The sequence below is a fragment of the Piscirickettsia salmonis LF-89 = ATCC VR-1361 genome (assembly GCF_000297215.2).
Classification (GTDB): Bacteria; Pseudomonadota; Gammaproteobacteria; order Piscirickettsiales; family Piscirickettsiaceae; genus Piscirickettsia; species Piscirickettsia salmonis.
In genome coordinates this window covers 1,863-19,826 of sequence record NZ_AMFF02000117.1, presented here as the reverse complement: position 1 = coordinate 19,826, position 17,964 = coordinate 1,863, and the positions used below count along the sequence as shown (strand labels likewise).

At 40.8% G+C, this 17,964-nt stretch carries 22 protein-coding genes and 1 tRNA gene; 11 read left to right on the top strand and 12 right to left on the bottom strand.

Features of this window, described 5'->3' with window-relative positions; all coding sequences use genetic code 11:
- Window positions 1–134 precede the first annotated feature (134 nt).
- Window positions 135–211 (top strand) — tRNA-Met (locus C200_RS11405).
- Window positions 212–259: 48 nt separating this feature from the next.
- On the opposite strand, the gene C200_RS11400 is transcribed toward C200_RS11405, so the two are convergent.
- Together C200_RS11400 and phhA are read right to left on the bottom strand one after the other, a co-directional pair.
- On the bottom strand, window positions 260–826 hold the full coding sequence (locus C200_RS11400; RefSeq protein ID WP_032126725.1) for a DUF1415 domain-containing protein: 567 nt from the start codon (window positions 824–826) through the stop codon (window positions 260–262).
- An 11-nt stretch (window positions 827–837) separates the two neighbouring features.
- On the bottom strand, window positions 838–1,623 hold the full coding sequence (phhA, locus tag C200_RS11395) for a phenylalanine 4-monooxygenase (RefSeq protein ID WP_016210241.1): 786 nt from the start codon (window positions 1,621–1,623) through the stop codon (window positions 838–840).
- 631 nt (window positions 1,624–2,254) lie between these two features.
- On the opposite strand from phhA, the gene C200_RS16580 reads away from it, so the two are divergent.
- Complete coding sequence (locus C200_RS16580) at window positions 2,255–3,178, top strand: potassium channel family protein (protein ID WP_016210235.1); 924 nt, start codon at window positions 2,255–2,257, stop codon at window positions 3,176–3,178.
- A 51-nt stretch (window positions 3,179–3,229) separates the two neighbouring features.
- Here the strand turns inward: C200_RS16580 and C200_RS11385 are convergent, their stop codons facing one another.
- The 4 genes from C200_RS11385 to C200_RS11370 form a co-directional block, all read right to left on the bottom strand.
- Window positions 3,230–4,225: an NAD(P)H-dependent glycerol-3-phosphate dehydrogenase gene (locus tag C200_RS11385; protein ID WP_016210246.1), complete on the bottom strand. Its 996-nt coding sequence runs from the start codon at window positions 4,223–4,225 to the stop codon at window positions 3,230–3,232.
- Between the two features lie 31 nt (window positions 4,226–4,256).
- Window positions 4,257–4,751, bottom strand: coding sequence for a protein-export chaperone SecB (gene secB / locus C200_RS11380; RefSeq protein WP_016210237.1), 495 nt, complete (start codon window positions 4,749–4,751; stop codon window positions 4,257–4,259).
- A 91-nt stretch (window positions 4,752–4,842) separates the two neighbouring features.
- Window positions 4,843–5,100 carry a glutaredoxin 3 gene (gene grxC, locus C200_RS11375; RefSeq protein WP_032126724.1) on the bottom strand — a complete coding sequence of 86 codons (258 nt, stop codon included), beginning with the start codon at window positions 5,098–5,100 and terminating at the stop codon, window positions 4,843–4,845.
- An 89-nt stretch (window positions 5,101–5,189) separates the two neighbouring features.
- Window positions 5,190–5,612, bottom strand: coding sequence for a rhodanese-like domain-containing protein (locus C200_RS11370; protein WP_016210233.1), 423 nt, complete (start codon window positions 5,610–5,612; stop codon window positions 5,190–5,192).
- 318 nt (window positions 5,613–5,930) lie between these two features.
- Here C200_RS11370 and C200_RS11365 point away from each other — a divergent pair, with 318 nt between their 5' ends.
- From C200_RS11365 to uvrD, 7 genes are all read left to right on the top strand, one after another.
- Entirely contained in the window at window positions 5,931–6,647 is a 717-nt protein-coding gene (locus C200_RS11365; protein WP_016210236.1) for a metal-dependent hydrolase, read from the top strand.
- A gap of 43 nt (window positions 6,648–6,690) precedes the next feature.
- Window positions 6,691–6,942, top strand: a complete 252-nt coding sequence (locus C200_RS11360) for a hypothetical protein (RefSeq protein ID WP_016210247.1) — start codon at window positions 6,691–6,693, stop codon at window positions 6,940–6,942.
- A 13-nt stretch (window positions 6,943–6,955) separates the two neighbouring features.
- Complete coding sequence (dacB, locus tag C200_RS11355) at window positions 6,956–8,383, top strand: D-alanyl-D-alanine carboxypeptidase/D-alanyl-D-alanine endopeptidase (RefSeq protein WP_129556431.1); 1,428 nt, start codon at window positions 6,956–6,958, stop codon at window positions 8,381–8,383.
- Between the two features lie 27 nt (window positions 8,384–8,410).
- The gene (gene dacB, locus C200_RS11350; protein WP_016210231.1) at window positions 8,411–9,853 is read left to right on the top strand and encodes a D-alanyl-D-alanine carboxypeptidase/D-alanyl-D-alanine endopeptidase; all 1,443 of its coding nucleotides are present in this window, start codon (window positions 8,411–8,413) and stop codon (window positions 9,851–9,853) included.
- A gap of 87 nt (window positions 9,854–9,940) precedes the next feature.
- The gene (locus tag C200_RS11345) at window positions 9,941–10,279 is read left to right on the top strand and encodes a hypothetical protein (protein WP_016210242.1); all 339 of its coding nucleotides are present in this window, start codon (window positions 9,941–9,943) and stop codon (window positions 10,277–10,279) included.
- Between the two features lie 84 nt (window positions 10,280–10,363).
- Window positions 10,364–10,894, top strand: a complete 531-nt coding sequence (locus C200_RS11340; protein WP_016210243.1) for an outer membrane family protein — start codon at window positions 10,364–10,366, stop codon at window positions 10,892–10,894.
- Between the two features lie 60 nt (window positions 10,895–10,954).
- Complete coding sequence (gene uvrD, locus C200_RS11335) at window positions 10,955–13,147, top strand: DNA helicase II (RefSeq protein WP_016210228.1); 2,193 nt, start codon at window positions 10,955–10,957, stop codon at window positions 13,145–13,147.
- Between the two features lie 42 nt (window positions 13,148–13,189).
- On the opposite strand, the gene C200_RS11330 is transcribed toward uvrD, so the two are convergent.
- Complete coding sequence (locus C200_RS11330; RefSeq protein WP_016210238.1) at window positions 13,190–13,675, bottom strand: ProQ/FINO family protein; 486 nt, start codon at window positions 13,673–13,675, stop codon at window positions 13,190–13,192.
- A 269-nt stretch (window positions 13,676–13,944) separates the two neighbouring features.
- Here C200_RS11330 and C200_RS11325 point away from each other — a divergent pair, with 269 nt between their 5' ends.
- Window positions 13,945–14,376 carry a DUF4402 domain-containing protein gene (locus C200_RS11325; protein WP_016210226.1) on the top strand — a complete coding sequence of 144 codons (432 nt, stop codon included), beginning with the start codon at window positions 13,945–13,947 and terminating at the stop codon, window positions 14,374–14,376.
- Window positions 14,377–14,393: 17 nt separating this feature from the next.
- On the opposite strand, the gene dapF is transcribed toward C200_RS11325, so the two are convergent.
- The 4 genes from dapF to C200_RS11310 are packed head-to-tail and all read right to left on the bottom strand — an operon-like array spanning window position 14,394 to window position 16,490.
- The gene (dapF, locus tag C200_RS11320) at window positions 14,394–15,224 is read right to left on the bottom strand and encodes a diaminopimelate epimerase (protein WP_016210245.1); all 831 of its coding nucleotides are present in this window, start codon (window positions 15,222–15,224) and stop codon (window positions 14,394–14,396) included.
- Between the two features lie 14 nt (window positions 15,225–15,238).
- Window positions 15,239–15,382: an LPS translocon maturation chaperone LptM gene (lptM, locus tag C200_RS16770; protein ID WP_080664837.1), complete on the bottom strand. Its 144-nt coding sequence runs from the start codon at window positions 15,380–15,382 to the stop codon at window positions 15,239–15,241.
- A 30-nt stretch (window positions 15,383–15,412) separates the two neighbouring features.
- Window positions 15,413–16,297 (bottom strand): formyltetrahydrofolate deformylase, encoded by an 885-nt coding sequence (purU, locus tag C200_RS11315; RefSeq protein ID WP_016210239.1) that lies wholly within the window; start codon window positions 16,295–16,297, stop codon window positions 15,413–15,415.
- Window positions 16,269–16,490, bottom strand: coding sequence for a hypothetical protein (locus C200_RS11310; RefSeq protein WP_016210244.1), 222 nt, complete (start codon window positions 16,488–16,490; stop codon window positions 16,269–16,271). Before C200_RS11310 ends, purU begins: the two co-directional genes overlap by 29 nt.
- Window positions 16,491–16,663: 173 nt before the next feature.
- Here C200_RS11310 and C200_RS11305 point away from each other — a divergent pair, with 173 nt between their 5' ends.
- Window positions 16,664–16,942, top strand: coding sequence for a hypothetical protein (locus C200_RS11305; protein ID WP_016210225.1), 279 nt, complete (start codon window positions 16,664–16,666; stop codon window positions 16,940–16,942).
- A 680-nt stretch (window positions 16,943–17,622) separates the two neighbouring features.
- On the opposite strand, the gene C200_RS11300 is transcribed toward C200_RS11305, so the two are convergent.
- Entirely contained in the window at window positions 17,623–17,943 is a 321-nt protein-coding gene (locus tag C200_RS11300; protein WP_016210230.1) for a hypothetical protein, read from the bottom strand.
- Window positions 17,944–17,964 lie beyond the last annotated feature (21 nt).

The window sequence follows — 17,964 nt, the reverse complement described above, 5'->3', positions numbered from 1 at the left end:
GAGGTAGCGACGCTTACGGGACTCTTAAAGATTGCAGGTCGGCAAAATTGCGAGAATGGCCAGCATTTTGAAAAAAATCAAAAAAAAAGTTGACCTGCGGAGCTAAATTCATATAATAGCAAAGCATTGCCGATGGCTATGTAGCTCAGCTGGTTAGAGCACAGCACTCATAATGCTGGGGTCCGCAGTTCAAGTCTGCGCATAGCCACCACACATTCTTTATATTGCTTCTTTTTCTATGAAGCATTCTGGAATTATTTTATTTATTATCATTGTCTTGATAGCAGTTCTGTAGCATTAGCTGCATAGCCTGCAGTCCGAGTGCTCTGGTATGATTGATATTGCGTTCTGGAATTGCTTTGGGAGTTTTGACTTTTTTAAGCACGTGCTCAAGACTGATCTCACGAATTAAATGCAACGTTGGATAGGGCGAGCGGTTGGTATAATTTGCTGGGTCATCAATATCAGCATCGGCAAAACAATAGTCAGGATGGAAGCTGGCAATTTGATAAACTCCTTCGTAATCGTGCTGTATCAGCTGATCGTTAGCATGGTCTAATAGGTTTAAAAAGCGTTCGAATTGGTTAAGGCCATATGGAAAAATAATGAGTGTGGTTTCTGTACTGGGGTGAGTATCCAGATGGTAATACTCTTGGATAAGAGCATTAAGTAGGGCCGTGTGCTTTTTTTCAGGAATAACCTGATAGCGAATGCGGTTGTGTCTAAACTCTTTTAAGGCAAAAGGGCAGAAATTATGGCCGATAACAACCTGCTGGAGCCAATTTTTCGTTGCTAACATATATTTGTCTGTATTTGTATTTGTCATAAAGGGCACTTTTAGAAAATTTTTTCAGATTTAGATGCCTGATGATGAGTGGCAAGCTCAAGCTGTTGAGCGGTGAGCGCAAGCAGGTCAAGCGCCATCAGTTCATAAAGGTCTTCTAATTGGTTAATAATAAAGTAACTGGGCTGAATGTGATCATAACGGTAGTCTGTTGCCATTACTGTCGTAATATCGAAGGGATGGCGCAAGGCCTCTTTACTTTCTAACGAAAACTGTGTTTCTTGAATAGATGATAAAATACCGCCACCATAAATGCGTAAACCTTGATTTGATCTTATTAAGCCAAACTCGATTGTAAACCAGAATAAACGCTCTAACAATTTTAACCGTTCGCCAGAAGCCTGTAATGCGAGCTTACCGTAATATTCAAGAAAATTAGCATAGGCTGGATGGGTGAGTAGAGGGCAATGGCCAAATATTTCATGGAAGATATCAGGCTCTTTCAGGTATTCCAGATCTTCATAGCGGCGGATAAAACTGGCAGCGGGGAATTTTTTATTGGCAAGTAGGCTAAAGAACTGCTGTGCTGGAATAATGGCTGGCACTGGCTCTATGCTCCAACCGGTGAGTTTTGTTAATATTTTTGAGATATCTTGTGGTTGGGGGATAAGATCATTCGGTAGTTCTAAGAGCGCCAGACCGTGAATAAATTCATCACAAGCACGATTTTGAATAATTTTTTCTTGGCGTTGGAATAGAGTGTGCCAAACCTGATGCTCGTCCATTGAAAAATCAATGAAGCCATTCGCATCAGGCACCTTTGCCTGATAAATATGCATAATAAAACAGCCCTTATAGCCATTGAGCAATAGTTACTAATGGTTATATTTAAAATTTTATAAATTGAAACGTAATATTTTTTCGCTAAAGATTAATAGCAATAATAAGGGCGGTGAGAATAATAATAAGCAGCAGCGATAACCACAGGAAGCGCGTGGAATAAAGCAGAAGAGAAACTGCTAAGCTGGTGCATGATGAAAACTCCGATCTAGTAAGTTGCTTAAATCATAAAAACATTAATGGCTGTTGCTGTCAAGGCTTAGCCTAGTGAGTATCGAATTTATTTTATACCATTATCATGATTGGCTTCAGACTTTGCTATTTAACATAAATCAGGCATGGATGTTTAATCATGTTGCGTAGATTATCGCTCTAAAGCAAATAAATTTGAGAGAGCATTATGTATTAGAGCTTGTGTGGTTTAGCGAGCTATTTTTAGTACTATCATATAGTTATATAGAGTGAGCACTGAATGTAATCGGTTCGCCAGCGGGGCTTTTTCTAAAGCCGGCCGCAGACAATATATTTTAAGGCTGTATGCATAATAAATCATCTAGAACTTTACTCTTTTTAACTAAACTTAAGCGTATGGGTACAGGTAATTTCAGTACAGCGGAATTATAGAGACGTATGCGATTTTTTTGGAAGGACCGTTCTATATTACTCACTTTAGTTGGTTATGGTGGGCTGGCAAAAGAGGAATCTGTGGTTGCTGTTCGTTGGTATCAGTACTTCTTTCGTGTGAGGATGTTTTTCCTTATTTTATTGATGACTCAATGGTACTTGGAGCTACGGCATACACTTAATTTGCAACAGGAGTTTATTGCAAATTTAACGATCTGGAGTTTTTTTGTTATTGAAACGGTGACCTTGCTGGTATTAGTTCGACATAAAGTGGTCTATTTGCGCCGACAGTGGGTCAATATTTTAGTTATTTGTGCCGGGTTATTTTTATTGATTTTTACCGATTATTCTGATACAGCCTGGCTGCAATTTTTAAGGCTATTATTAGTGGCCTGGTTGTTGATTCCTTGGTTAAAAGTCTGTTATCTATCATTGACGGATAATCGCTTAGGGACAACGCTTGTTGCGGCTTTTATTATCATGATTTTTGCGGGGATTTTAATTTCAGCTGTAGATACGGCATTTCCAACACCATTGGAGGGAATTTGGTTTGCTTGGGTGACAGTCTCTACTGTGGGCTATGGAGATTACGTGCCTTCGACATTGGTGGGAAGAGTTTTTGGTGCTGGGTTAATTTTAATGGGGATGGCTTTATTCTCAGTAATTACCGCTAATTTTTCATCGATGTTTGTGAGTAAGGGCATGCGCCAGGACTTTGATATGGTCCGAGAAGAAAGTGAAAATATTTTACAAGGTATTCATGCTGAGACAGAAGAAATTAAGCTTGTTTTAGAGCGTTTGCATAGTATTAAAGTTGAGGAAGATGATATCTTGGCTAATGTTAGGGAGCTACGTGGCCGTATTAAGCATATTGAAAAGGCGTTGGATAAAAAACAGCGTTTTGGTCGACGTGTTTGGCGTAGAGGATAGAGGGCATAGGTGCGAGGGTGAAAACAGCCTAGGCCCCTGTTTTTTATTTAGTTATTCACTTTTAGGGGCCCGTGCAAATAACTCTTGAACTGCCTGTTGTATTGGCAATTGCTCATAAAGTACGCGATAGACTTGGTTGATAATTGGTGTATCGATCTTCAGTTTTTGAGCAAGTTGGTAGACTTGTCTGGCATTATGGTAGCCTTCGACGGCTTGGGCAATAATGTTTTCAGCTTCCTTGGCTGTTTTACCTTGGCCGAGTGCTAAGCCAAAGCGGCGATTACGTGACTGATTATTAGAGCAGGTTAATACTAAGTCACCTAAGCCAGTCAATCCCATGAGGGTTTCTGCTTTTGCTCCTAAAGCCAGACCAAAACGCATGATTTCTGCCAGTGCACGGGTGATGAGTGCTGCTTGCGCATTGGCACCATAGCCAAGGCCTGAGGCAATACCTGCAGCAATCGCCATAATATTTTTAACTGCTCCGCCGATCTGAGTGCCAGTGACATCATGGTTGGTATAGGTACGGAAGTTATCTTGATGAAAGCGTTGTACCCAACGAGTTGCATGGTCATGGTCATGAGCGGCAATCGTAATTGCAGTAGGTAAACCGGCGGCGACCTCTTTAGCAAAGCTTGGACCTGAGAGTACAGCAAAGGGTTGCTTGTCCGAGAGTGTGTTGATACACACTTGATCAAGAAATAAGCTCTGGTCACTCACGCCCTTACTGGCAGAAATAATATCTGTATATTCGGTAATATGTGACTTGATGGCCCTTAGGCTGGATGCAAAGGCATGAGAAGGAACAGCGATCACTAGGGCGCCGCTAGCTTCAACTGCTTCTGCTAAGTGCTCATGATACTGAATAGATTTTGGGAGTGTTACGTCAGGTAAATATTTGCTGTTACAATGGCTTTGTTTAAGCGCCAGCATCTGCTGCTGATCGCGCCCCCAAAGATGAGTGATGTGGCCATTGCGTGCTAATGCGCAAGCAAGCGCGGTCCCCCATGAGCCCGCGCCGATCACAGTAATCGCTTCTTTTTCCATACTGTGTTTATATCCTTACGTGTTGATTTATTTAGTGTTGGACTTCACCACCAGCGGCTTGTTTAGTTTGGCTTTGTTGTTCTTCTAAGTGTTGCATATAAAGTGCATCGAAGTTAACTGGCGAGAGTAATAATTGTGGAAAGCCACCCCGATTGACAAGATCTGAGACGGTTTCACGTGCATAGGGGAACAATATATTCGGGCAAAAGCTGCCAAGTGCGTGGTGTAGCTGATCTTGGGGAATATTTTTGATGCTAAAAATCCCAGCTTGGTGGACTTCAGCTAAAAATGCAGTCTCATTATCGTTTTTAACGGTCGCAGTGACGGTTAAAATGACCTCAAAAGTATCTTCAGCTAGGTTATTCGCTTGAGTATTAAGCTCAACATTAAGCTCTGGATCCCAGTCCTTTTGAAACATCGCCGGTGTGTTGGGTGCTTCAAAAGAAAGGTCTTTCGTATAGACTTTTTGAATGGCAAACTCTGCTTCTGTATTTTCTGTCCCAGGAACGACTTGTTGTTCGGCCATTGCGATTGGCTCCTTATTACTTGTGTTTTATTAAATTAACTACCGAATTATATTTTTTGAAATTATAAAATTTGCTTTCAAGTGTAGAGAACTAATTGTCTTGAAGCAAGGCATCAAGTTTACCATCGCGCTCTAATGTATATAAATCATCGCAGCCACCGACATGAGTTTTGCCGATAAAAATCTGTGGGACAGAGCGACGATTGGACTTTGTCATCATTTCTTCACGTTTGTTTGGATCTAAATCGATACGGATTTCATCGACCAGGGCACCCTTTTCAGTAAGTAAGCGCTTTGCTTGTACACAATAGGGGCAAACTGCGGTGGTATACATAATGACATTGGGCATTGTTATTCCTTATTATATTTAATTTATAATTTATTTTTAAGCTAATTTTATAAATAGTTGATACTTAGCTTAGCATGGTTAGGCTGTTATTATTTAACAAGAGGGTAGCTGTCTTTTTTCCAGCTTATTAGTCCCTCGGCGAGGCTATATACCTGCTCAAAGCCTTTTTTCTTTAAAAGACTGCCTGCTGCGGTTGAATGTGTACCACTTTCGCAGATGAGAACAATGGGCCTGCTTTTGTGCTTTTCAAGTTTGGGTAGAAACTCTTCTAGCTGGGTTTTTGGATAGTTGCGCGCGTTGGCGATATGGCCGTTGGCAAATTGCTTACTATCACGAACATCGATGATAATGCCTTTTTGGCGATTGATGACGAGGGTTAGATCTTGTGGTGATAAGCGTTTAACTCCGCGTGAACGTAAGCGAAACTCATGGAGCAAAAACAGGATGAGTACAAGGATAAATAGGCTGACAAGAATGTAATGTTCGGTTAAAAAAGGGATGAGCTTATCCATCTTTATAATTACCTTTTGGTTGATTTAATCGCCACAGTATACATGATATTCGCGATGGGTGGAGAGCCTGTCGATTTTATTATCACCTTAGTTTACTATTGATGTAGCGTTTTAACCGCTACTTGATTAGAGTGATTTAAATAGCGGTGATTTAAATGCGCATGGTCAGGTAATGATTCAAGATCATTATGCGTTAGGGGTCGATCTATTTTAGAACACTTACATCTTGGTTTTATCGCGAATAAAAGAAAAAATCTAATAGTTAATCTATTGATTTTGATTTTGTTATTGTCTATATTCGCCCTTAAAGGAAAAAATATGGCAAATTTTCATACACACATTACTGTTGCTGCTGTTGCAAGTGTTAGCGTCGCGATTATTCTTGCGGGCTCTGGGATTGTTGAGCCGGGCTTTGCCGTTTTACTTTGTGCGCTTGGTACCTTGGGTGGTATTTTACCGGATATTGATTCTGATCATTCGACATCGATTAAAATTATTTTTCACTGCTTCTCTATAGGGCTTGCCTTTTTAGTGACATTTGCGTTGCTCTCGCATTACTCTATTTTAATCTGCCTTGTTGTTTGGTTTGGTGTTTATTTGGCTGTTCTTTTTATTGTGCAGCCTATTTTTAAAAACTTTACTGTCCATCGAGGTGTGATTCACTCGATTCCTATGGCTGTTTTTGTCGGTTGCTTGTCAAGTTCATTTTGTTTTTATTTCTGGAAATATGGTGCTCGAGAATCTTGGCTGGTGGGCATTTTTGTCACTTTTGGTTTTATGGTGCATCTGATTTTAGATGAGATGTATAGTGTTGATCTGTCAAATGCATATATCAAGCGTTCATTTGGCACTGCTTGTAAAGTGTATAGTCAGCAATTTATGCTTTCTTTTGCTATTTTATATGGTTTACTAGTGGTTTCATTTTTTGTTGTACCACGTTATATAGTGTTAAAAAATGAAATATTTACGTTGAAAAATTATCATAAAATAGAGACGCGGTTGTTACCAAATTTGACTCAGGCGAAGTCGGTATAATAAAGCGCTATAAAATTGTGTAGGGGAAGGGGAAGTTGAATAAATGATAAGTGATGTTTTAAATCAAATTAGCGCATCCGCCGCCCATTTCAGTCAAATCCTGTTTTATGTCAATGTGATTTTACACTTTCTTTTTGCTGCTGCGATTGCGCGTGATGCAGGAAATTTACATAAGCGTGGCTTGCCAACACAATTGGTTTCAGGTTTTGTTTGGGCATTTGCGACCTTACTCGGTGGTGTGTGGACGGCATTAATTTATTGGTTAATGCACCATTCAAGTTTGGCCAGACGCTAAGCGTATGCAGCTAATGAAGCGAAAGCGGTATGTGCTATCTATATTATTATTAAGTGCTATCGTTGCTTTAGCAATGGGGGTTAAGGCATCTTATGCTAAAGACCATGCTGATAAAAAAACTCAGCTGATGCAGTGCTTAACGCCTAAAGTGCTGCGACTTGCAAAAACAACGCAAGTTGGCTTAATCGCTGAAGACCTAACAAACGGTGAGCTACTTTATAGTCAAAATGCGACACAAAGTTTTTTACCTGCGAGTGTGATTAAACTAGTGACAGCGATTGCTGCACTTGCTTATTTACCGGAAGATTATCAATTTAAAACGCGTATTAGTCTTGTTGGTAAGCAAGTGGGGCAACTTTTTTCAGGGCAAGCTTATATTAAGTTTGCAGGTGACCCCAGTTTTAAATCAGAATATCTCACGCGTTTTGTGGAAAAGTTATATGCACAAGGGGTGCGGCGCTTTAATGGCAATATTATTGTTGACCGTCATGATTTTACTGCGCCTGATGCAGCGCCAGGCTGGTTGGTCGATAACATGCATATTTGTTATGCTGCGCCGATTAATGCCTTAATTTTAGATGAAAACTGTCGGCATACGGCAATTTTTACTGAGGACCATAAGGTAATTATTAAACCAGAATTTCCACTTAGCTTTAGCAATCAGGTTAAAATAAGGGATGATATATCCCTGCCTTGTCGTCTGGAAATTGGCATTAAACCGGGTAATCATGTTGTCTTTTATGGTTGTATGCAGCCGCAGCAGTCTTATCGCTTAGCTTTGGCGGTACGTGATCCATTAGATTACTTAGCCCAACGTTTACAGCAAGTATTTAAGCAGCAAGGGATAACCTGGCAGGGCAAGGTCCGTGAAGGGAGCAGTGCTAAACAAGGGAATGCTTTTATATATTTTCATTCACAGCCGTTGGGTCTAATGATTGAAGAGATGTTAGCGACGTCGAATAATATTATCGCTGAGGCTTTATTAAAGAAGTTGGGTCAATTATATTATCATCAACCCGGCAGTTTTACTGATGGCATCGCAGCTATTAAAGCTATTTTAACCGATCAATTACATTTAGATACAGAAAATTGGTTATTGTATGATGGCTCAGGGTTGTCACGTTATAATCAAGTGACACCAGAGCAGTTTAATCAATTACTGATTGCCTTGTATAAAAAGCCGATGTTGTATAAAAAAGTATATGCTGTATTACCAAGATTAGGTATCGATGGTCGGTTAGTCTATTACTCAGTGCCGCGCCATTTAAAAGGAAAAATACGGGGTAAAACAGGATCGATGCAGGGAGTGAGTAATTTAGTTAGTATTGTTAAGTTAAGCTCTGGTCATGATGTTGCTGTTAGTTTGTTTTTATCACCTGGCTTAAATAAGTTCAAAAACTATCGCAAAGTGCAAATGAATCTTTTAGACTGTTTCGCCTAATAGTTGTTAAAAAATAAGATTTAATTAATGAATTTAATAAATAAAGTCATGGCTGTTATGAGCACTGTAGTGACTATGTGTTCGTTAAATGGAGGATTTGTATATGCAACTCCCTTACAATCGTGTCTTCATGAGGTACTTGCACCAATTACATCAACTCATCATGTTGGCCTTTATGTGCAAAGTTTAAGTCATGGTAAAATCCAATATGATTATCATGCAGAGCAGTCATTTACTCCGGCAAGCACACAAAAAATTCTCGTTGCAACTGCAGCGTTATTACAGCTAGGCTCTCATTATCAATTTGAAACAAAAGTTGGTTATATTAAATCTCAGCTTAAAAACCATATACTAGCAGGAAACTTATATTTTAAATTTAGTGGTGATCCGACATTAACGCGCTATGACTTGCGACAAATGCTCGCGGAGTTAAAACGGCAAGGGATTCATCAAGTCAAAGGCTCTATTGTTGTTGACCAGTCTATTTTTAGAGCACCACTGCGTGCACCTGGCTGGCTGGTAGATAATTTACAGATTTGCTATGCAGCGCCTATTAGTAGCATTATGATTGATCAAAACTGTGTACATGCAGTTCTCAGTGCGAAGAAGGGGCGGGTAAAACTTTCTTCAAATCCTGATTTTAAGCTGATTAATCAATTGACGGTAATGGCGTATGGCAGTCCATTGTGCCAGCTGCATTTAAATTTTGATAGAAATAATAATTTATATGCAGATGGCTGTTTGCGGCGTAATCGTGAGGTTTATCTGGCATTAGCTGTGAATAATCCGCAGGATTACTTTAGCCAACTTATCCAAGAGCAAGCTAAGCAGTTGGGTTTACACTTTCGGTGTGGTGTGAAGGTTGTTTCAGGGTATTATCCCGCTCATTCTCCAGCGCGCCCTCATTTATTATTAACTGAGCTTAAGCATCATTCGGTAAAACTGCGTGATATTATTCATCATATGCTCAAAGTGTCAGATAATATTGAGGCCGAGGTTTTAACTAAGCTACTTGGTTATACGGTTTATCACCAAGCCGGTAGTTGGGACAATGGCACGCGGGCAGTCAAGCATATTTTAAAGCAAGTACCCGGTTTAAATAGTAAGCGGCTGACTATTTATGATGGCTCTGGGTTATCACGTTATAATTTATTAACACCGAAAAAGCTTAATGCGGTCTTACAGTTTGCTGCACATCGTTTTGGTTTAAAATCAGATTTTGCGAATAGCTTATCTATCCCGGGGGTTGATCATACCTGGGCGGGTAGCTCAGTTGACCCAAATTATCGTGCGTTGGTTAAAACGGGTTCGATGATGGGAGTGCATAATCTTGTTGGTTATATTGAACCCAAGCGTGGCCGAGCCATGAGCTTTGCTTTTATGACGAATGGAGTCGATCAAGCTCATCCACTGAACTATCGGCAGTTGACGCAAAAAGTGTTAAGCTGTTTGGGGCGCTTTGCTGGATGATCGTTATGGGTCTTAGCTATCTCTCTATTTTTAGTGTAGATGTTAGCGTGGGTATGTTGAGCTTAGAAACAAGGGTGAACTTGAGTTATGGCAGAAAAGCAGTTTGCAGTCACAGGTTATATTGTTAATTTAGCACGTAATATTCCAACAGTATGGCAAGATACAACAGTGACAAGTGCAGCGGCAAGCATCGAAGTCTATGGCGATGATACGCGCTTGATTCTTTATTTTGTCCATACTAATGATCCTTTAGGTGATTGTGCTTACTTGCCTGAGCAAAATGTCGGCGTGAGCTTTATGACTATGGACCAGTTGCCTTATTATCTAAAACTATTAGAGTCGCGCCATGTCATGGCTTATTTGGACAGCAAAATGCCAGAGCAAAATGGTTTGTTTATGAGTGTAAATTACTCAAAGTCGTGTTGAGCGAATAAGCTTTAAACGTAAAATATTTATAAAGCAGATCGTAGATAAGATTAGAGTTAGGATTAGGATAGGTGAGGTTAGGTCATGAAATTGGGTATTTTGGTGGCTATATGTTTAGGTGTATTGACTTTGCCGAGCGTGCAAGCCGCACCGCTTGCAGTGGTTGATTTAGTGCAAGTGAATAAAGAATCTTCACTGATTATTGCTAAAAATAATAAACTTGTTGCCGCTGAGAAAGCAAAAAGTGCAAAGCTATTAAAGATGCGTAATGCACTGATTGATTTGTCAGCGCAAGAGAAGAAAGCCATTGCTGCAATTAGCGATGAGAATAAACGTGCAGAGGCGATTAAAACTGCACAGCTTAAAATTACTTTGGCCGAAGAAAAGTTGAAAAAAGAAGCCCTTGAATTACAAAAAGCCCAGCTTGAAGAACAGCGTGATGCACAAAGATCAATTAATCATATGCTCAATGTGACGGTGGCGAAGCTGGCGCAAAGTAAAGAAGCACCTTTTGATCTTTTGATGAATAAACAGGCAGTACTTTATGCAGGTGGTCGTGTAACTGATTTAACACCTCAGCTGATCATTGCATTACAAAAAGCGCCGACTAAATAAGCTAATTTAACAAGCAGAAGTTAATAAAGTAATTAAGATAGTGTGTTTAAAGAATATTAAATGATGAATTATGATTTTTGTGATGGTTTAAATGCCAAACAGCGTGAAGCAGTAATGGCTGCTGAGCAAGATATGCTTGTTTTGGCTGGTGCAGGTAGTGGTAAAACACGGGTGCTTATTGCCAGGATTGCGTGGTTGGTTGCTGAACTTGCCTGTTCACCACGTGAAGTTCTTGCACTTACGTTTACGAATAAAGCAGCTCTGGAGATGCGCGAGCGCCTTAATCGCTTGCTAGCATTGCCAGCACAGGCGTTATGGATGGGGACCTTTCATGGTGTTTGTCATAAAATTTTACGTCGCCATAGCCAAGCGGCTCATTTGCCTGATAGTTTTCAAATCATTGATGCTGACGATCAGTTACGGCTGATTCGCCGCTTACTAAAAGCGAGTGAGCTGGATGAAAAGCAATTTCCACCGCGGCAATTACAGTGGTTTATTAACCACCAAAAAGATCAGGGTTTGCGTGCGCATCATGTTAAAGCCGTGGGGCGGCAAGATCGCCAAATGTTAGTTATTTATCAGCATTATGAAGCAGCTTGTCAGCAATCGGGACTGGTCGATTTTGCTGAGATTTTGCTCCGTGCTTTTGAATTATTAAAGCACGATGCAGCGATTTTAAATCACTATCAAACGCGCTTTCGTCATGTGTTAGTGGATGAGTTTCAAGATACCAATAGCTTGCAATATGAGTTACTAAAGCTGCTTAGCCAAAGACCAGGGAATTACTTGACGGTGATTGGTGATGATGATCAGTCAATCTATGGTTGGCGTGGTGCTTGTGTAAAACATATCCAGGACTTTCAGCGCAATCATGCGGGAGCTGTGATTGTACGCTTGGAGCAAAATTATCGCTCGAGCGCAAATATTCTTGCTGCAGCCAATGCGGTGATAGAGCCAAATAATGATCGGATTGGTAAAAATTTATGGACAGAACAAGCAGAGGGCGAATTAATCTCTGTTTATAGTGCTTTTAATGAGACGGATGAAGCGCGTTTTATTGCTCGCGAGGTTAAAGTGTTACGTGAGCAAGGCGTGCCGTGTCGAGAGGTTGCGGTATTATATCGTTCAAATGCACAGTCACGGGTCATTGAGGAGGCTTTTTTACAAGAAGGGTTGGCCTATCGCATTTATGGTGGACAACGCTTTTTTGACCGGGCAGAAATTAAAGATGCGTTAGCTTATTTGCGTCTAGTGCAACGGCGTGATGATGATAGTGCCTTTGAGCGCATTATTAATACACCCACGCGTGGCATTGGTGATCGTACGGTGCAACTTTTGCGTGACCAGGCTAAATTAGACGATGGTTCATTATGGCAGGCATTATGCCAGGCGATTAAGTTAGGTACCTTTGTCCCTGCGCGAGCGACGCTTGCTCTAAAACGCTTTTATGAGTTGATTGAAGATCTAGCCAAGTGTGTTGAGAGTACCAGCTTAGCTACACATGTGGAGATGATGTTAGAGCGAGTGCAGTTAGATCAAGCCTATATTAAAGAAGGCAAAGAACGTCATCAAGCACGCCTTGAAAACTTAAGTGAGTTAGTCAGTGCCGGTGCAGAATATGAGCGTTATGGTGAGCAAGATGAATCGGTTTCACCTTTGCAAAACTTTCTTGCTTATACGGCCCTTGAATCTGGTGAGTTACAAGCTGGGCCGAGTGAAGACTGTATTCAAATGATGACGCTGCATATGGCCAAGGGTCTAGAGTTTTCCCATGTTATGCTCTGTGGTATGGAAGAAGGAATTTTTCCGCATCAGATGTCGATGAATGATCCAGAGCGCTTGCCCGAAGAGCGCAGGCTTTGTTATGTCGGTGTGACTCGGGCGATGAAAAAACTCTATATTTCGCACGCAGAAGCTCGACGTTTGCATGGCCGGGAAGCCTACCATCAACCCTCACGCTTTTTAGGTGATATTCCTGTTCATCTTACTGAAGACGTGCGTTTTCAAACAACTGTGTTAAAGCCGCAGATAGTCAAGTCTTCGTCTTTATCACAACCTCAACCTCAATCTCGGCAATTTAAAAAAAACGCTTGTACTCGCTTTCGTTCTGGGCAAGCGGTTGCCCATAAAAAGTTTGGCAGTGGTGTTATTCTTGATGTGCAAGGTGATGAGCCAAAGTTAAGGCTTAAAATTAGTTTTAAGCATTTTGGTGTCAAGTGGTTGTTAGCTGACTTTGTTGAGCGAGTTGCCTGATTGGCAACTCGATTTTAATAGGCTCAATTAAGTTAGATTAGTTTAGGCATTGTTAGTATTGCTGTTGCGTTTATTTAAAAGCATTTGCGCGTATTGTTTTTGCTCGGCAGACACTTCTTCGACTTCTGTTCCTTGTAGATTAATGCGCTGGTTGTTATTTACCGTAGCGTGCAGATAGCTATTACCACTGGTATAGTATCTTAATGCACCAGATAATGCTTTTTTTGAAATACTGTTGTCCGCAGCCCAGATAGCAAGTTCATCTTTAATGCCGGTTTTTAATGGTTTGCGGTTGTGCAGATCAAAGGCAGCTGGAAAGGATTGTAATAGTAAGTCCATTGCTTGAATATTGGCTTGCTTTGCCTCAGCCAACTTTTTCGATTTTTTAGTGTCGGCTTGATGCTTTAGAGGATCAGGCTGATGCTTAGCCTTAGCCTTAGCCTTAGCCTTAGCCAGAGACATTGCAATTTTACCATCGATAATTTTAAAGGCTGACTGATCTTTTTTGGCTGGACTTTCTATACTCATCGTTTTTTATCCTTTTGGGATCGCTTGATCTGTACAATATAACGTTATTACTGTGTCATCACAGAATACTTCTTCTTAGAGGTAGGGGTGTTGTTGGTGTTTTTCAAGAGATAGCTCAATATTTTTCACTATATATTGCTTTTAATGCTGCTTTTTTAAATAGCACGAAGCTTTGCATGTTCATCATAAAGAGACATAAGAAAAACCGGTGCAGTTGACTATACTTTTAGTTATCTATGATAGAGCGAGTTTATTTAAAGGATGAATAAATGAAAAAGGCGGTGTTACTTGTTTCTTTTATGGCGTTATCGCTGACAACTGTTACAAATTTTGCAGCACAAACTTCAGTTGCAGTGACTGCACATGTTTATAAAGCACTGACGGTGACACAGTCTCAGGCGATGGATTTTGGTGATCTATATGTGACGACAGGAAGCTCTGCAACGAAAACAGCCACTGGCGCGTTTCAAGTGACTGGGGAGGAGAATGCCTCTATTAGCATTGACTATCCTGATACGGTGACGTTGGCAGGGCCGGCATCTTCATCATTGACGGTGGATATACAGACGAATGATGAAAATGAGACATTGAATGGTTCAGGCCAACTGACGAAGAGCTTTAGTGGTGAAGTCACTGTCAATGCGACAACTGCTGCAGGTGATTATACCGGGACAGCAACGATTACAGTGACCTACGTCTGATTGAACAGCACGACTTATTAAAGTAGTATCTCTCCATGAAATATGGTAGTGGCAGGGCCAGCGAGGTATAACGGCTGATCATTGCCAGCCCAGCGTACTTTTAAATGGCCATAACGCAATTTAATGTCAACGGTTTCGTCTACTTCATTTAATTGGCGTAAGGCGGCCATGCTGGCACAAGTGCCGCTACCACAAGCAAAGGTTTCGCCGACACCGCGCTCAAAGGTACGAACAATTAACTGGCCTCGATGCACTTTCTCAACAAAGTTAATATTTGCTCGTTCTGGAAAGAAGGGATGTTTTTCAAGTGCTTCACCAATGGTGGCGACAGGCGCTTCATGAATATCTGAGACATGTAAAACAGCGTGTGGATTACCAACAGAGAGTGCATAGCAACGTAAGCTGCCATATTGTGTTTCTAGTGTATAGGCTGTTTGCTGGGCCTCGGCTTGGCACGGAATGTCCTTGGGAGTGAACACTGGGGCGGCCATTTTCAATTCAATCATATTATTAGTTGACTGAGTGAGTTCGAGTAAACGGTTTTGGGTGCGTATTGTGATTTGCTTTTTAGTGCTTAAGCCTTGCTCGTGAATAAACCGCATCAGACAGCGCGCACCGTTTGCACATTGGCCGACTTCTTTGCCATTGGCATTAAAAATACGGTAATAAAAATTATGGTCGTTACTTTGTGCTGGAGCGACGATGAGAATTTGGTCACAGCCTATTCCTAAACTACGGTCACTTAACTGGCGTAGTTGCTGCATATTTAAGCTAATATCTTGATCAATGGCATTAAGGACGACAAAGTCGTTGCCAAGTCCGTGCATTTTTGTGAATTTTAACTTCATTGGTGTAATCTGACTTAGTGAGGCGATGAAGGTGCCTGGGTTATTGGGGTTGAGTGAGTGGGCATGTATAAAGCACCTTTTTGTCCACAGCCTGTGAGGTTTAACATCAGTATGGCTGTGATAAAAGCAGTGAATATTATATAATTTCGTTGTCTCATCGGGTTTTCTCTATGGTTTTATACTATATATCAGTTAAAAACAATGGTTTTGTCATTGTGAATAAACACTCGATCTTCAAGGTGAAGACGTAGGCCACGGGCAAGAACGTTTTTCTCGACGTCTCTACCGAGACGCACCATATCAAAGACACTATGGCAATGATTAACTCGGGCGATATCTTGTTCGATAATTGGCCCTGCATCAAGTTGATCGTTGACATAATGACAGGTTGCACCGATTAGCTTGACGCCGCGCTCAAAGGCTTGATGATAAGGCTTGGCACCTGCAAATGCGGGCAAAAAACTATGGTGAATATTAATAATTCGCCCCGGATACTGTTGGCATAAAAAGGTTGGCAAAATCTGCATATAGCGAGCAAGAACAATGAGGTCGGGTGTGTGTTGGTTGATAATAGTTGCGAGTTCTTTAAATGCTGCTGGTTTGTTATTTTTAGGAATTGGCAGATGATAATAGGGAATATTATGCCATTTAGCTGATTCTGCGAGGTCTTGATGATTGGAGATAATACATGGGATTTCGATGTTGATCTCTTTACTGCGCCAGCGGTATAAAATATCTTCTAGGCAATGTGATTGACGGCTGACCATTAAAATGACGCGCTTTGGCTGTGTTGGCTGAATGAGCTGCCAATTTAGTTGTAGCGCATGACTGATATGGTTAAGTTCTGATGTGAATTGATCAAGTGCAGTAAACTGCCTAGAAAAGCAAATATCATGGCGCATAAAAAACCAACCTGCAGCCCTATCTGTGTGATGATTCGCTTCGATAATATTGCCTTGATAATTTGCAATGAGCTGGCCGATGGTGGCAACAAGGCCGACTCGATCAGGGCAAGCGATCGTCAGGCGGATGGCTGTATTTGCATTAGTTAACCTGTTGTTTGTTACTTTCAAAGCGCATTTCTGCCATTAGTTTTGCAAATCCTGCTTGATCACATTCGATGAGGCATTGAGTTAGGTATTGAAATTCCTCATCACTATATTCAGTGATATTGCGTTGACACTCATCCAGGACATCGGCAATGCCATAGGCCCAGTCTTGAATGCTTTGTTTGAACTCATCATCTAAATTCACTGTGTCTGTCATATTGGCTCTCTAGATTTAAAAATTGAAACTGATAGACCCCTTGCATTGCAATGTTACTCTGCTCGTTTCTTTCTCACAAGAACTCTTGAAGAATTTGCTTGTTCTATTAGTTTGGCAATTTTAAAATAACCATCATCTCAGGATGAAATAAAATAATAACAGGGGATTAGCAAATGGATGCTGTTTTAGATGATTGGTTTTGGGATTATAAAAAAGGCCAAATTGTTCTTAGAAATGAGTCCGGTGATATCAGCGTAGAGACTAAAGTATCGATTAGGCGGGAAGATTGGTCTTGGCCGTATCCTGTTGACAGTGAGGAGTGGTCTAGAGTGTGTGTGGGTTGTTTTAGAATGCACGGCAAGATTGCAAACTCTACCTTACAAAAGTGGTTGCATAGTGAAGAGGGTGAGCGTTTGATTCGCCGTCTCGTCGCTCAACAAAAATTTGGTTAAGCTGAACGGGTATATTTTAATGTTTTTTGCTATCGACTTACTTAGCTAAGGATGGGTTAATTAGTGATAGTGGTGAATGATTGCCACAATGCTTTTAACAGGCCTTTGACTGAGTGATTTACCTAAACGCGTGTGAGATATATCTTACACGCACGTGAGCATAGTGCGGTTTGTACTATAGAACATTTATCATTTTAGCTGCCATTGTATATATAACTTATTGATTTATATGTATTTATTTTTTAGTGGCAAAGACATGTTTGATTTTAATAACTTTAGGGCGATTGCATGATTAAGCAGAGCTGGTAGATTATTAAGCAATTGTTAAGGATTGGAGTCGCAGTAAGCCAGCGCTCTAGCCTTAAGAAAGATGCAGTTTGATTTGGGTTACAGGAGTGACCCTTGGCACGTAAAGTGCAAGGATGTAGTTGCTGTTGATTAGGATGATCGGCAGCGTGCTAGAGCATGGATTGCTCAAGCAAGGAAGAAGAATAAGGGTCATGGATGACCCATACAAGGAATGTCTGTAAGGACACGTTTATAGAGGACCTGGGCGGAGAGAAACCGCCCTATTTTTTGCTTTGCTTATTAGCACTTCCACATCAGTTTTACGCTGGTAAAAGGGACTTTGGAAGTGCTGCCCTAATCTTGTGTAATTTTTAATTTAGACCTTTAATTGACTATTGATCTTGATAGATTCGAGCCATAAGCTGTTCGCACTGATCCATATATTGTTGGCTGTGTTGATGCTGTTGTTGAAACAATGTTGGAGACAATGGTTGTTGTTCAGAATCAATTTCTTCCTGATTCTCTAAATCAGGGTTAATATCCCAGTCACTGTTACTTTCATGTAAAAAAGCAGTTGGGCCATCTAGATCTAGATAGCTATTAGTAGGTACTAGGTTAAAGTGTGAAAGTCTGAACCTAGCTTGACAGTTGGAGTCTACTAACTGTTTGGAGGTAAAGATTAATGAATTTAAAAGCGAAACGCGATATTTCACGAAAATTGAAAGTACTTAACC

Bases quoted from the DNA above. Each gene is read 5' to 3' on its own strand.
- lptM (WP_080664837.1), bottom strand. From the start codon at position 15,382: ATGAGACAACGAAATTATATAATATTCACTGCTTTTATCACAGCCATA.
- C200_RS11370 (WP_016210233.1), bottom strand. From the start codon at position 5,612: ATGGATAAGCTCATCCCTTTTTTAACCGAACATTACATTCTTGTCAGC.
- C200_RS11400 (WP_032126725.1), bottom strand. From the start codon at position 826: ATGACAAATACAAATACAGACAAATATATGTTAGCAACGAAAAATTGG.
- dapF (WP_016210245.1), bottom strand. From the start codon at position 15,224: ATGAAGTTAAAATTCACAAAAATGCACGGACTTGGCAACGACTTTGTC.
- C200_RS11305 (WP_016210225.1), top strand. From the start codon at position 16,664: ATGGATGCTGTTTTAGATGATTGGTTTTGGGATTATAAAAAAGGCCAA.
- secB (WP_016210237.1), bottom strand. From the start codon at position 4,751: ATGGCCGAACAACAAGTCGTTCCTGGGACAGAAAATACAGAAGCAGAG.
- dacB (WP_129556431.1), top strand. From the start codon at position 6,956: ATGAAGCGAAAGCGGTATGTGCTATCTATATTATTATTAAGTGCTATC.
- C200_RS11345 (WP_016210242.1), top strand. From the start codon at position 9,941: ATGGCAGAAAAGCAGTTTGCAGTCACAGGTTATATTGTTAATTTAGCA.
- C200_RS11310 (WP_016210244.1), bottom strand. From the start codon at position 16,490: ATGACAGACACAGTGAATTTAGATGATGAGTTCAAACAAAGCATTCAA.
- grxC (WP_032126724.1), bottom strand. From the start codon at position 5,100: ATGCCCAATGTCATTATGTATACCACCGCAGTTTGCCCCTATTGTGTA.
- C200_RS11340 (WP_016210243.1), top strand. From the start codon at position 10,364: ATGAAATTGGGTATTTTGGTGGCTATATGTTTAGGTGTATTGACTTTG.
- uvrD (WP_016210228.1), top strand. From the start codon at position 10,955: ATGATGAATTATGATTTTTGTGATGGTTTAAATGCCAAACAGCGTGAA.
- dacB (WP_016210231.1), top strand. From the start codon at position 8,411: ATGAATTTAATAAATAAAGTCATGGCTGTTATGAGCACTGTAGTGACT.
- phhA (WP_016210241.1), bottom strand. From the start codon at position 1,623: ATGCATATTTATCAGGCAAAGGTGCCTGATGCGAATGGCTTCATTGAT.
- C200_RS11385 (WP_016210246.1), bottom strand. From the start codon at position 4,225: ATGGAAAAAGAAGCGATTACTGTGATCGGCGCGGGCTCATGGGGGACC.
- C200_RS16580 (WP_016210235.1), top strand. From the start codon at position 2,255: ATGCGATTTTTTTGGAAGGACCGTTCTATATTACTCACTTTAGTTGGT.
- C200_RS11330 (WP_016210238.1), bottom strand. From the start codon at position 13,675: ATGAGTATAGAAAGTCCAGCCAAAAAAGATCAGTCAGCCTTTAAAATT.
- C200_RS11365 (WP_016210236.1), top strand. From the start codon at position 5,931: ATGGCAAATTTTCATACACACATTACTGTTGCTGCTGTTGCAAGTGTT.
- C200_RS11360 (WP_016210247.1), top strand. From the start codon at position 6,691: ATGATAAGTGATGTTTTAAATCAAATTAGCGCATCCGCCGCCCATTTC.
- C200_RS11325 (WP_016210226.1), top strand. From the start codon at position 13,945: ATGAAAAAGGCGGTGTTACTTGTTTCTTTTATGGCGTTATCGCTGACA.